13 protein-coding genes are annotated in these 12320 nt (G+C 67.4%); 8 read left to right on the plus strand and 5 right to left on the minus strand.

Going from position 1 to position 12320, the window contains the following annotated elements; genetic code table 11:
• The first annotated feature begins 147 nt into the window (after positions 1 to 147).
• The 4 genes from hemN (at position 148) to C7444_RS03115 (ending at position 4148) form a co-directional block, all read left to right on the plus strand.
• Positions 148 to 1566 (plus strand): oxygen-independent coproporphyrinogen III oxidase, encoded by a 1419-nt coding sequence (gene hemN, locus C7444_RS03100; protein WP_110399364.1) that lies wholly within the window; start codon positions 148 to 150, stop codon positions 1564 to 1566.
• 9 nt (positions 1567 to 1575) lie between these two features.
• Positions 1576 to 2301, plus strand: coding sequence for a sulfite exporter TauE/SafE family protein (locus C7444_RS03105; protein WP_110399365.1), 726 nt, complete (start codon positions 1576 to 1578; stop codon positions 2299 to 2301).
• A gap of 144 nt (positions 2302 to 2445) precedes the next feature.
• On the plus strand, positions 2446 to 3699 hold the full coding sequence (icd, locus tag C7444_RS03110; RefSeq protein WP_110399366.1) for an NADP-dependent isocitrate dehydrogenase: 1254 nt from the start codon (positions 2446 to 2448) through the stop codon (positions 3697 to 3699).
• Between the two features lie 122 nt (positions 3700 to 3821).
• On the plus strand, positions 3822 to 4148 hold the full coding sequence (locus tag C7444_RS03115) for an ArsR/SmtB family transcription factor (protein WP_110399367.1): 327 nt from the start codon (positions 3822 to 3824) through the stop codon (positions 4146 to 4148).
• Positions 4149 to 4157: 9 nt separating this feature from the next.
• Here C7444_RS03115 and C7444_RS03120 read toward each other — a convergent pair whose 3' ends face one another.
• Positions 4158 to 4388, minus strand: coding sequence for a cold-shock protein (locus C7444_RS03120; protein WP_110399368.1), 231 nt, complete (start codon positions 4386 to 4388; stop codon positions 4158 to 4160).
• Between the two features lie 199 nt (positions 4389 to 4587).
• On the opposite strand from C7444_RS03120, the gene clpS reads away from it, so the two are divergent.
• Both clpS and clpA read left to right on the plus strand, forming a co-directional pair.
• Positions 4588 to 4935 carry an ATP-dependent Clp protease adapter ClpS gene (clpS, locus tag C7444_RS03125; RefSeq protein WP_375136898.1) on the plus strand — a complete coding sequence of 116 codons (348 nt, stop codon included), beginning with the start codon at positions 4588 to 4590 and terminating at the stop codon, positions 4933 to 4935.
• The gene (gene clpA / locus C7444_RS03130; RefSeq protein WP_110399369.1) at positions 4932 to 7235 is read left to right on the plus strand and encodes an ATP-dependent Clp protease ATP-binding subunit ClpA; all 2304 of its coding nucleotides are present in this window, start codon (positions 4932 to 4934) and stop codon (positions 7233 to 7235) included. Before clpS ends, clpA begins: the two co-directional genes overlap by 4 nt.
• 68 nt (positions 7236 to 7303) lie before the next feature.
• Here clpA and C7444_RS03135 read toward each other — a convergent pair whose 3' ends face one another.
• Genes C7444_RS03135 through C7444_RS03150 form a run of 4 tightly spaced genes read right to left on the minus strand, consistent with a single transcriptional unit; the run spans position 7304 to position 9990 of the window.
• Positions 7304 to 8086: a M90 family metallopeptidase gene (locus C7444_RS03135; RefSeq protein WP_170130597.1), complete on the minus strand. Its 783-nt coding sequence runs from the start codon at positions 8084 to 8086 to the stop codon at positions 7304 to 7306.
• A complete protein-coding gene (locus tag C7444_RS03140; protein WP_310732619.1) occupies positions 8068 to 8898 on the minus strand; it encodes a UDP-2,3-diacylglucosamine diphosphatase in 831 nt (276 codons plus the stop codon). The genes C7444_RS03135 and C7444_RS03140 overlap by 19 nt, the downstream gene beginning before the upstream one ends.
• Positions 8895 to 9401, minus strand: a complete 507-nt coding sequence (locus C7444_RS03145; RefSeq protein ID WP_110399370.1) for a peptidylprolyl isomerase — start codon at positions 9399 to 9401, stop codon at positions 8895 to 8897. Before C7444_RS03145 ends, C7444_RS03140 begins: the two co-directional genes overlap by 4 nt.
• Position 9402: 1 nt before the next feature.
• A complete protein-coding gene (locus C7444_RS03150; protein WP_110399483.1) occupies positions 9403 to 9990 on the minus strand; it encodes a peptidylprolyl isomerase in 588 nt (195 codons plus the stop codon).
• A gap of 268 nt (positions 9991 to 10258) precedes the next feature.
• Here C7444_RS03150 and cysS point away from each other — a divergent pair, with 268 nt between their 5' ends.
• Both cysS and C7444_RS03160 read left to right on the plus strand, forming a co-directional pair.
• A complete protein-coding gene (gene cysS, locus C7444_RS03155) occupies positions 10259 to 11641 on the plus strand; it encodes a cysteine--tRNA ligase (RefSeq protein ID WP_110399371.1) in 1383 nt (460 codons plus the stop codon).
• Positions 11544 to 12311: a DNA-3-methyladenine glycosylase family protein gene (locus C7444_RS03160; RefSeq protein WP_375136899.1), complete on the plus strand. Its 768-nt coding sequence runs from the start codon at positions 11544 to 11546 to the stop codon at positions 12309 to 12311. The genes cysS and C7444_RS03160 overlap by 98 nt, the downstream gene beginning before the upstream one ends.
• The last annotated feature ends 9 nt before the right edge of the window (positions 12312 to 12320 follow it).

Genomic DNA, 12320 nt, shown 5'->3' on the forward strand with positions numbered 1-12320 from the left:
GGGTGGGGCCGAGTCGATTTTCGTCCTCCGAGCCGGGCTCCGGAAGGGGTGACGACGTCAACGGATCGCATTCTTGAAGGCCGACGCTGAATGTTGCTTGAGCCATGTCAAGGTGAGGGAGGCGGGGCAGGCGGCACAGTCGCTGCCATGGAACGAATGCTGATCGACATGCCCACGCCCACGCCCACGCTGAGTGACGACCTGCTGTCGCGCATGGACCGGTCGGGTCCGCGCTACACGTCTTATCCGACGGCCGACCGTTTTGTCGAGGCCTTCACCGAACGCGACCTGCAGCAGGCGCTGTCGCAGCGTCAGCTGGGGGCGGTCGGCGGGGCGGGCGGTCCGTTGTCGGTCTATGTGCACCTGCCGTTCTGTGAGTCGGTCTGCTACTACTGCGCCTGCAACAAGGTGGTCACGCGTGACCATGACCGCTCGGCGCCGTACATCGATGCGGTGCTGCACGAGCTCGATCTGGTCTGCGACGTCATGGGGCGCGGCGTGCACACCACGCAGCTGCATTTCGGCGGCGGCACGCCGACCTTCCTCAGCGATGCCGAGCTCGATCGCCTGATGCAGGGCCTGCGGGCACGGCTGAAGTTCGCCGAGCGGGGTGAATACTCCATCGAGATCGACCCCCGCACCGTGACGCGCGATCGCCTGCAGCACCTGCGCGAGCTGGGCTTCAACCGCGTGTCCTTCGGTGTCCAGGACTTCGACGAGGCGGTGCAGCGTGCGGTGCATCGCCTGCAGCCTTTCGAGCAGGTGCAGGCGCTGATGTCCGATGCCCGCGAGCTCGGCTTCGACTCGATCAACGTCGACCTGATCTACGGCCTGCCGCTGCAGACGACCGAGAGCTTTTCCCGCACGGTGCGCCAGGTGGCCGGCCTGCGGCCGGACCGCATCGCGCTGTACGGCTATGCCCACCTGCCGCAGCGCTTCAAGCCGCAGCGCCGCATCGTCAACGAGCAGCTGCCCAGCGGCGGTCAGCGCATCGGCATGCTGTCCCAGGCGATCAGCGGCTTCATCAGCCACGGCTACCAGTACATCGGCATGGACCACTTCGCGCTGCCGGACGACCCGCTGGCTCAGGCCAAGCGCCAGGGTCGGCTGCACCGCAACTTCCAGGGCTACAGCACCCAGCCCGACTGCGACCTGGTGGCGCTCGGCGTGTCGGCCATCAGCCGCATCGGCGTGACCTACAGCCAGAACGCCAAGACGCTCGACGAGTACTACGACGGCCTGCGGCGCGGCCTGCTGCCGGTGGTGCGCGGCCTGGTGCTGTCGCGTGACGATCTGGTGCGGCGCGCGGTGATCATGTCGATCATGTGCCATGGCCGCCTGAGCTACGAGTCCGTCAGCCTGGCGCACCTGATCGACGTGCACACGTATTTCAGGCACGAGCTCGAGGCCTTGGCGGGCCTCGAGGCCGACGGCCTGCTGATCCGGGACAATGACGGGTTCGAGCTCACTGCGCTTGGCTGGTACTTTGTCCGTGCGGTGGCGATGGTCTTCGACCGTTACGCCACGACCGATCAGGCGAGGGAGCGTTTTTCCAAGGTGATCTGACGGGACACGATGACCGGCGCGCTGCTTCTCTCCGCCCTGCTGATGGGCCTGGCGGGCCTGCCCCACTGTGCGGGCATGTGCGGCTCGGGCTGCGCGGCGGCCGGACGGGCCTGCGGTGCCCGCTCCACCGCCCGCGGCGTGGCGGCGGTGCTGGCCGGCCGCGTGATCGCCTATGTGCTGGCCGGTGCGCTCGCCGCCTCGGTGGTCGGTGCGGTCCGGTGGCTGTCCCTGGGCACCGACTGGCTGCGGCCGCTCTGGAACCTGTTGCAGTTCTTCACCCTCGGCCTGGGTCTGTGGCTGCTGCTGCGGGGTCGCCTGCCGGCATCCATCGAAGCCTGGGCCGAGCGGATGCTGGGGCGCCCGCCGGTGCGCCCCGCGCCCGGGGGCTGGGCCCGCATCCGCATGCCCGCCGAAGCCCGTGGTGTCGGGCTGGGCATGCTCTGGCCGCTGCTGCCCTGCGGGCTGCTGCATGCCGCCTTGCTGCTGGCCGCACTGGCCTCGAGCCCGCTGGAGGGCGCGCTGGTGATGCTGGTCTTCGCTCTGACCAGCACCGCCGGCCTGCTGCTGGGCCCGTTGATCTGGACGCGCTGGGTGCCGCGTGCGCTGGGGCGCGGCCCCGCCGATGACGGTGGCGCGCTGGGCCTGCGGCTCAGCGGCGTGATGCTGGCCATCACCGCCGGCTGGACCCTGCTGCATGGCATGGGCCTGACCGAGCAGGCCGCCTGGTGCCTGTGAGGCCCGGGCGGGCCCGACTTCCGGCCGGCCGTCACGCTGCGCCAGCGCGGTGCCGTCACCCGCGCGGGCCCATGCGCTTCCCTTAAGATTCCCGGTTCGGGACATCGCCCATCGATTCCCCATCTGCAGAACGGAGCCAGCTACATGTACCAGCACATCCAGGTGCCCGCCGGAGGCGAGAAGATCACCGTCAACGCGGACTTTTCCCTGAATGTCCCGAATCAGCCGATCATCCCGTTCATCGAGGGTGACGGCATCGGCCTGGACATCACCCCGGTGATGATCAAGGTCGTGGACGCCGCGGTGGCCAAGGCCTATGGCGGCGACCGCAAGATCCACTGGATGGAGATCTACGCTGGCGAGAAGTCGACCCGGATCTACGGCCCCGACGTGTGGCTGCCGGCCGAGACGCTCGACGTGCTGCGCGAGTACGTGGTCTCGATCAAGGGCCCGCTGACGACGCCGGTCGGCGGTGGCATCCGTTCGCTGAACGTGGCGCTGCGCCAGGAGCTGGACCTGTATGTCTGCCTGCGTCCGGTGCAGTACTTCAAGGGCGTGCCTTCGCCCGTGAAGGAGCCCCACAAGATCGACATGGTGATCTTCCGCGAGAACTCGGAGGACATCTACGCCGGCATCGAATACGAGGCCGGCAGCGAGAAGGCCAGGAAGCTCATCCGGTTCCTGCAGGAAGAGATGGGCGTCAGGAAGATCCGCTTCCCCGAGACCTCGGGCCTGGGCATCAAGCCGGTCTCGGTCGAAGGCACCGAGCGCCTGATGCGCAAGGCGATCCAGTACGCGATCGACAACGACCGTCCCAGCGTGACCATCGTGCACAAGGGCAACATCATGAAGTTCACCGAAGGTGGCTTCCGTGACTGGGCCTACGCACTGGCGCAGCGTGAGTTCGGTGCCCAGCTGATCGATGGCGGCCCGTGGTGCGGCTTCACGAATCCGAAGACCGGCCGGACCATCACGATCAAGGACTCGATCGCCGATGCCTTCCTGCAGCAGATCCTGCTGCGCCCGGCCGAATACTCGGTGATCGCGACGCTCAACCTCAACGGCGACTACATCTCCGATGCGCTGGCCGCCCAGGTCGGTGGCATCGGCATCGCCCCGGGGGCCAACCTGAGCGACTCCGTGGCCTGCTTCGAGGCCACCCATGGCACCGCGCCGAAGTACGCCGGCAAGGACTACGTCAACCCGGGCTCCGAGATCCTGTCGGCCGAGATGATGCTGCGCCACATGGGCTGGACCGAGGCGGCCGACCTGATCCTGGCGTCGATGGAGCGTGCGATCGCCTCCAAGAAGGTCACCTACGACTTCGCCCGCCTGATGGAAGGGGCGGTGCAGGTGTCGTGCTCGGGCTTCGGGCAGGTGATGATCGATCACATGTGACGCATGCGCATGGCGTCCGTGCACGCCATGCGCTGGCTTCGGGCGCATGATTCCAGCAGAATGGAACGGTGGACGCCGGCAGGGGCTGGTGTCCGGTTTGATCATCCGCTGGAGATTGCTCGATGGAAGAGAAGGACGCCGTCAGCGCGCTGGCCGCGCTGGCTCAGGGCATGCGCCTGCGCATATTCCGTGCGCTGGTCGGTGCCGGTCCGCAGGGCATGACGCCCGGAGCCCTGTCGGCGACGCTGGATGTGCCGGCCTCGACGCTGTCCTTCCACCTGAAGGAGCTGACCCACGCCGACCTGGTGACCCAGGAGCGTGACGGGCGCCACCTGATCTACCGGCCGGCCATCGGCCACATGAATGCGCTGCTGGCCTATCTGACGGCGCACTGCTGCCAGGGCAGCGCCTGCGAGGGGGCGTCGGCCACCCGTTGCGACGCCTGCTGAGCCACCGCCTCAGGCGGGGGCGTCACCGGATTCGGGGGCCAGGATGTTCTGGGCGAGCTTGCCCTTCGGGCCGTCGACGACCTCGAACCGCACCCGCGACCCCTGCTTGAGGGTGCGGAAGCCTTCCATCTGGATGGCCGAGAAGTGCGCGAAGATGTCCTCGCCGCCTTCCTCTGGCTCGATGAAGCCGAAACCCTTGACGTCATTGAACCATTTGACCGTGCCATGGGCATGGGCCATTGTTTTCTCCTTGATTTTGAATTTGTAACTTTCATTTTCGGTAGGCCAAGCAAGCGTGTCAAGAATCTGCAACTCGGCCGTTCGGGCTTTGTGGCGCGGTGCAACAATCAACGCGCAGCAGGAAAGGAAGCCCGATGTCTGCCACGCCCAAGCCCGTGCCGTCCTGCAGGTCGGCGTGACGCTCTATAGAATGGTATTCATGGCCAGCAATAATCCGCAGTCGCCCATCCAGCCCGTGAAGCCTGACGACGGGCAGGGCGATGTCGTCGCCGAGCGGCAGGAGCAGCGGGTGGAGCCTCCACCCGTCTATCAGGTCGTGCTGCTCAACGACGACTACACGCCCATGGAGTTTGTCGTGATGGTGCTGCAGCAGCATTTCCATCACGACATCGAGGCGGCTACCCACATCATGTTGAAGATTCACCATGATGGGCACGCTGTTTGTGGTGTCTACATCAAGGACGTAGCGGCCACCAAGGTCGAGATGGTTCTGGCAGCCGCACGGAGGGCGGGTCACCCGCTCCAGTGCATTATGGAGGTCGCATGATCGCGCAAGAGTTGGAAGTCAGTCTGCACATGGCGTTTGTCGAGGCGCGCCAGCAGCGGCACGAGTTCATCACGGTCGAGCACCTGCTCCTGGCCTTGCTGGACAACCCGTCGGCCTCTGAAGTCCTCAAAGCATGCGCTGCCAATATCGATGACCTGCGCAAGAACCTGGCGCAGTTCATCAAGGAAAACACGCCCACCGTCGGGGGCACCGACGAGGTGGATACCCAGCCGACGCTGGGTTTCCAGCGCGTGATCCAGCGCGCCATCATGCATGTGCAGTCCACCGGCAACGGCAAGAAGGAAGTCACCGGTGCCAACGTGCTGGTGGCGATCTTCGGCGAGAAGGACTCGCACGCCGTCTACTACCTGCACCAGCAGGGCGTGACCCGCCTGGACGTGGTGAACTACATCGCCCACGGCATCAAGAAGTCCGACCCGCCCGAGCCCAGCAAGTCCAGCGAGCCGAGCCCGGCCGAGGTGGACAAGGAAGAGGGCGAGGCCAAGGGCACGCCGCTGGACCAGTACACGCAGAACCTGAACCAGGCCGCCCGTGACGGGCGCATCGATCCGCTGATCGGGCGCGAGCACGAGGTCGAGCGGGTGATCCAGATCCTGTGCCGGCGCCGCAAGAACAACCCGCTGCTCGTGGGCGAGGCCGGCGTGGGCAAGACCGCGATCGCCGAGGGCCTGGCTTGGCGCATCGTGCAGGGCGACGTGCCCGACGTGCTGGCCGAGGCCACGGTGTACTCGCTCGACATGGGCGCGCTGCTGGCCGGCACGAAGTACCGCGGCGACTTCGAGCAGCGCCTCAAGGGCGTGCTCAAGCAACTGAAGGAACACGCCCACGCGGTGCTGTTCATCGACGAGATCCACACGCTGATCGGCGCCGGTGCGGCCAGCGGCGGCACGCTGGACGCGAGCAACCTGCTCAAGCCGGCGTTGAGCTCGGGCCAGATCAAGTGCATCGGGGCGACCACCTTCACCGAGTACCGCGGCATCTTCGAGAAGGACGCGGCCCTGTCGCGCCGTTTCCAGAAGGTCGACGTGGTCGAGCCGTCGGTCGAGCAGACCGTCGAGATCCTGAAGGGCCTGAAGTCGCGCTTCGAGGAGCACCACAGCGTCAAGTACGACGTCGGTGCGCTGCAGGCTGCTGCAGAGCTGTCGGCCAAGTACATCAACGACCGTCACCTGCCGGACAAGGCGATCGACGTGATCGACGAGGCCGGTGCGGCCCAGCGTGTGCTGCCCAAGAGCAAGCAGAAGAAGAAGATCACCCGCACTGAGGTCGAGGAGATCGTGGCCAAGATCGCGCGCATCCCGCCCGCGAACGTGTCCACCGACGACCGCGGCAAGCTCAAGAGCCTGGATCGTGACCTCAAGAGCGTCGTGTTCGGACAGGATGCCGCCATCGAGGCGCTGACCGGCGCGATCAAGATGGCGCGCTCGGGCCTGGGCAAGCCGGACAAGCCGATCGGCTCCTTCCTGTTCAGCGGCCCGACCGGCGTGGGCAAGACCGAGGTCGCCAAGCAGCTGGCCTACATCCTGGGCATCGACCTGATCCGCTTCGACATGTCGGAGTACATGGAACGCCACGCCGTCAGCCGCCTGATCGGTGCGCCTCCGGGTTATGTCGGCTTCGACCAGGGTGGCCTGCTGACCGAGGCCGTGACGAAGAAGCCGCACTGCGTGCTGCTGCTCGACGAGATCGAGAAGGCGCACCCGGACGTCTTCAACGTGCTGCTGCAGGTGATGGACCACGGCACGCTGACCGACAACAACGGCCGCAAGTCCGACTTCCGCAACGTCATCATCGTGATGACGACCAATGCGGGGGCCGAGACGATGAACAAGGCGACGATCGGCTTCACGACAGCCCGCGAGAGCGGCGACGAGATGGGCGACATCAAGCGCATGTTCACGCCGGAGTTCCGCAACCGGCTGGACGCGATCGTCAGCTTCCGTCCGCTCGACGAGGAGATCATCCTGCGGGTGGTCGACAAGTTCCTGCTGCAGCTCGAAGGCCAGCTGTCGGAGAAGAAGGTCGAGGTCACCTTCACCGATGCGCTGCGCAAGCACCTGGGCAAGCGTGGCTTCGATCCGCTGATGGGCGCACGTCCGATGCAGCGCCTGATCCAGGACACGATCCGGCGTGCGCTGGCCGACGAGCTGCTGTTCGGTCGCCTCAGCGACGGTGGCCGCCTCACGGTGGACATCGATGCCGACGGTCAGGTCAAGCTCGACATCGAGCCGCGCAAGAACGACAAGTCGAAGGCCGAACCGGCGGCCGCGGCCTCCTGAGGCCCGCACGTCCGACCACCAGAGGGGCTCCGCGGAGCCCCTTTTTCATGGCCGCGTTCATGGCCGTGTCAGAGGAAGGCGGCGCTGTCCTGCCGGAAGTAGTCGCTCAGCAGCTGGTAGAGCTCGGGCTCGGCGCGGCGCAGGCGTCGTCCCTGCGAGAAGTAGCTCTCGCAGGCCACGGGGAAGAACTCCTCCAGGCTTTCGGCGCCGTAGGGGTCCAGCACGCCGGGGCGATCCTCGTCGGCCTGCTGCACCAGCCGTTCGAAGGCGGCGTCACGCACCCGCAGCCAGCGCTCCTGCGTGGCCCGGTCGGGCATCGGCGGCAGGCCGTCGACATGGCCGTCGGCCGCGTCGATGACGTGGGCGAACTCGTGGATCACCACGTTGTAGCCGGTCTCCATCGCATGCCGGCCCTGCTGCACGTCGGGCCAGGACAGCATCACCGGCCCGCCCGGCACGATCTCGCCGCTGAGCGTGTCGCGGCGGCTGTGCACCAGCCCGATCTCGTCGGACCAGGTGCGCTGCACGTCCACCTCGCCCGGCTGGATGACGATGCCCACGAAGCCGTCGTAGAGCGACAGGTCGAGGTGGATCACCGGCACGCAGGCCTGGGCGGCGATGGCCAGTGCCATGCGGTCGTCCAGCTCCAGGTCGCCGGCCACGCTGAATTCCTTGTCCTGCAGGAACCGGGCGCTGAGCTGGCGCAGCCGCCAGACGTCGGCCAGCGGCCGGCGCGACAGCATCGGACAGTCGTGCAGCGCCTGCAGCCAGAGCGTGTCGGGGATCTCCGGTGCGGGCCGCCGCAGGCGACCCAGCAGGCGCTGCGCCCAGTTCACGGCGGCGGTGCGCACAGGTCGATGCGAACCAGGCCCTGGGGGCTCAGGCGCAGGACCTCGGCGCGTGCGGGGTGACCGGCATCCGGGTGGTCGAGGTCCCAGTCGGACAGGACCCAGCGGCTGCATCCCCCTGCGTGCGCATGGACGGTCGGGCGGTGGGTGTGGCCGTGCACCAGGATCTCGCTGTCGCGGGCCTGCAGCAGCTGGCTCACCGCCTGGGCGTCGAGGTCGCCGTAGTCGGTGGCGCCTGCGGCATCGCGGCGCTGGTCGCTGGCCTGGCGCAGCTGGCTGGCCAGCGCCCGGCGCTCGGCCAGCGGACGGGCCAGCACGGCCCGCTGCCAGTCGGCGTGGCGCACCTGCCGGCGAAAGCGCTGGTAGTCCTGGTCATCGAGGCAGAGTGCATCCCCGTGGCTGAGCACGAGGCGCCGCCCGAAGGCCTGCAGCACGCAGGGGTCGTGCAGCCCGTGCAGGCCGCCCGCGGCCAGCGCGTCGTTGCCGAACAGGAAGTCGCGGTTGCCCTGCATGAAACCCAGCCAGCGCTGCTGGCCGGCGGCCCGCAACGCGGTCAGGGTGTCGAGCTCGAAACCCGCCCGTGACGGGGTGTCCAGCACATCGTCACCGACCCAGGCCTCGAAGATGTCACCCAGCAGCAGCACGGCCGAGGCCGGGGTGCGACTCAGGTGGTCGAGCAGGGCGCGGGTGGTCCGGGGGGTGTCCGGACTCAGGTGCAGATCGCTGAGGAGATCGATGCAGCCCCAGTGCGGGGCGGCATCGATCCGGCTGAGCCAGCCCGCTTCGGCCTCGACCGGGAGCGGGGCCAGGCTCACTCGACGACGCTGGCGCTGGTGATGACCACGTCCTCGACCGGCACGTTCTCGTGGAAGCCCTTCGTGGCGGTGCGGACCTTCTCGATCTTGTCGACCACGTCCGTGCCGGCGATGACCTTGCCGAACACCGCGTAGCCCCAGCCCTGCGGCGTCTCGGAGCGGAAGTTCAGGAAGTCGTTGTCGACCGTGTTGATGAAGAACTGCGCCGTGGCCGAGTGCGGCACGTTGGTGCGTGCCATCGCCAGGGTGTACTTGTTGTTCTTCAGGCCGTTGTTGGCCTCGTTCTGGATCTGCGCCAGCGTGGGCTTCTGGCCCATGCCGACCTCGAAGCCGCCGCCTTGGACCATGAAGCCCTTGATGACGCGGTGGAAGATCGTGCCGGCGTAATGCCCGCTCTTGACGTAGGCCAGGAAGTTCTCGGTGGAGATCGGCGCGTTGGCTTGATCCAGCTCGATGCGGATCACGCCGTGGTTGGTGTTGAGGTCGACTTGAGGATTGGCCATGTCACTTCTCCAGGCTGGCTTTTTTGATGAGGATGGGTTCGGTCGGGACGTCGCGGTGTTGGCCCTGCGCGCCCGTGCGCACGGTGGTGATCCGGTCCACCGTCTCCATGCCGCTGACCACCTGGCCGAAGACCGCGTAGCCGTTGCCGTCGGACGAGTTGGCAGCATCGAGGAATGCGTTGTCCTTCACGTTGATGAAGAACTGCGAGGTGGCCGAGTGCGGAAAACCAGTGCGCGCCATCGCGATTGTGCCGCGCTTGTTGAGCAGTCCGCTGCGGCTCTCGAGCTTGATCGGGGCACGCGTGGGCTTTTCGCGCAGCTGGGCGTCCATGCCGCCGCCCTGGACCATGAAGTTCGGGATGACGCGGTGGAAGACGGTGCCGTCGTAGTGGCCGGCCTTCACGTACTCGATGAAGTTGGCGACGGTGCCCGGGGCCTTGGCCGGATCCAGATCGATGACGATGTCGCCGGCGGTGGTGCTCAGGCGGACCCGGCTCTCCGGGGTCTGAGCCTGGAGCGGCGCACTCAGGCTCAGGCTCAGGCCCAGCGTGGCGGCCAGGATCAGGGCGTGTCGTTTGGTTCTTTGCATGGGACGGATGGGAAAGCTGCGACAGGCCGCCATTGTGGCGGTGCCGGCGCCCGGGCGTGCGCCGCTGTTTCAGATGTAAGCCGCAGCGAGCCGCCCGCTATACTGGCGGACGCCCCTGCGGGGGCCTCACCTCGCCGGGTCCCGCGGCCTGGCCACGACCGGCCACCTGGCGGGGTCCGATGCCTGTGGCCGGGTGAACCGTTCGCCGACGTCCCTGCTGCAGTGCCCCCGATCGTCCTGGCCGACGGTCGGTCTTCCGCTTTTCCTCATGACTCTACGAATCCACAACAGCCTGACCCGAGCGCTGGAGCCGTTTCAATCGATCGAGCCTGGCCACGCCCGCATGTACGTCTGCGGCATGACGATCTATGACCTGTGTCACGTCGGCCATGCACGCATGATGATGGCCTTCGACGTGGTCTACCGCTGGCTGCGGGCCAGCGGCTGGCAGGTGACCTACGTGCGCAACATCACCGACATCGACGACAAGATCATCCGTCGTGCGCTCGAGCGTGGCATCACGATCCGCCAGCTGACCGACGAGATGACCGCGGCGATGCACCAGGACATCGGCGCGCTGGGCATCGAGCGGCCGACCCACGAGCCGCGGGCCACCGAGTACGTGCCGCAGATGCTGTCGATGATCTCGCGCCTGGAGTCCCGGGGCCTGGCCTATCGGGCTGCCGGTGGCGACGTGAACTACGCCGTGCGCCGTTTCCCCGGCTACGGCCGCCTGTCGGGCAAGTCGCTGGACCAGCTGCGTGCCGGCGAGCGCGTGGCCGTGGCCGATGGCAAGGACGACCCGCTCGACTTCGTGCTCTGGAAGGCGGCCAAGCCCGAGGAGCCGGTGGACGCGAAGTACGACTCCGAGTTCGGTGCCGGGCGGCCCGGCTGGCACATCGAGTGCTCGGCCATGAGCTGCGCGCTGCTGGGCGAGACCTTCGACATCCATGGCGGTGGTCTGGACCTGCAGTTCCCGCACCATGAGAACGAGATCGCGCAGAGCGAGGGCGCCAATGGCCAGCCCTTCGCCCGTTACTGGATCCACAACGGCTTCCTGAACGTCGACAACGAGAAGATGTCCAAGTCCCTGGGCAACTTCTTCACCATCCGCGACGTGCTCAGGAGCTACGACGGCGAGACGGTGCGCTTCTTCATGCTGCGCGTGCACTACCGCAGCCCGTTCAACTTCAGCGATGCCGGGCTGGACGACGCGCGCAACGCGCTGCGCCGCCTCTACACCGCCCTGGCCAGCGTCACGCCCGACGAGGTCGAGCTCGACTGGGCCGATCCGGTCGCCGCACGTTTCCGCCAGGCGATGGACGAGGATTTCAACACGCCGCTGGCCGTGGCCGTGCTCTTCGAGCTGGCCTCGGACGTCAACCGCACCGGCTCGACCCGCTCGGCCGGACTGCTGAGGCGCCTGGGCGAGGTGCTGGGCCTGCTGCAACAGCCGCCGCTGGAGCACCTGCAGGGCGGGCAGGGCGCCGCCGCGGTGGACGAGGCCTGGATCCTCGAGCGCATCGAGGCGCGTGCGCAGGCCAAGAAGGCGCGTGACTTCAAGCAGGCCGACGGCATCCGCGCGGAGCTGGCCGGGCAGGGCGTCGAGCTCAAGGACGGCCCGCAGGGCACCACCTGGGTTCGTGCCTGAGTCCGCCGTGATGATTCCCAGCCCTTCGACCTCGCTGGTCATGCCCGACTACTGGGATGAGGCCTGCAAGCACCTGGTCCGCCGCGACCGGGTGATGAAGAAGCTCATCCCGCGTTTCGGCGAGGCGCGGCTGCAGACCCGCGGCGACGCCTTCACGACGCTGGCCCGCTCGATCATCGGCCAGCAGATCTCGGTCAAGTCGGCCCAGTCGGTCTGGGGCCGCTTCGTCGCGCTGCTGCAGCCCGGTGCCGATCCGGTGGTGACCCCGCCGGCCGTGCTGGCGCTGACCATCGACACCATGCGCACGGCCGGCCTGTCGCTGCGCAAGGTCGATTACCTGCGCGACCTGGCCCAGCATTTCGTCGACGGGGCGGTGCACGAGACCAGCTGGGCCGACATGGACGACGAGGCCATCATCGACGAGCTGGTGGCGATCCGTGGCATCGGCCGCTGGACGGCCGAGATGTTCCTGATCTTCCACCTGATGCGCCCGAACGTGCTGCCGCTCGACGATGTCGGCCTGATCAAGGGCATCAGCCTGAACTATTTCAGTGGCGAGCCGGTGTCGCGGGCCGAGGCCCGCGAGGTCGGCGACGCCTGGGCGCCGTACCGGACCGTGGCCACGTGGTACCTGTGGCGCAGTCTCGACCCGCTGCCGGCCGACCGCTAGACTAAACTG

Source organism: Sphaerotilus hippei (assembly GCF_003201595.1).
Classification (GTDB): domain Bacteria; phylum Pseudomonadota; class Gammaproteobacteria; order Burkholderiales; family Burkholderiaceae_C; genus Sphaerotilus; species Sphaerotilus hippei.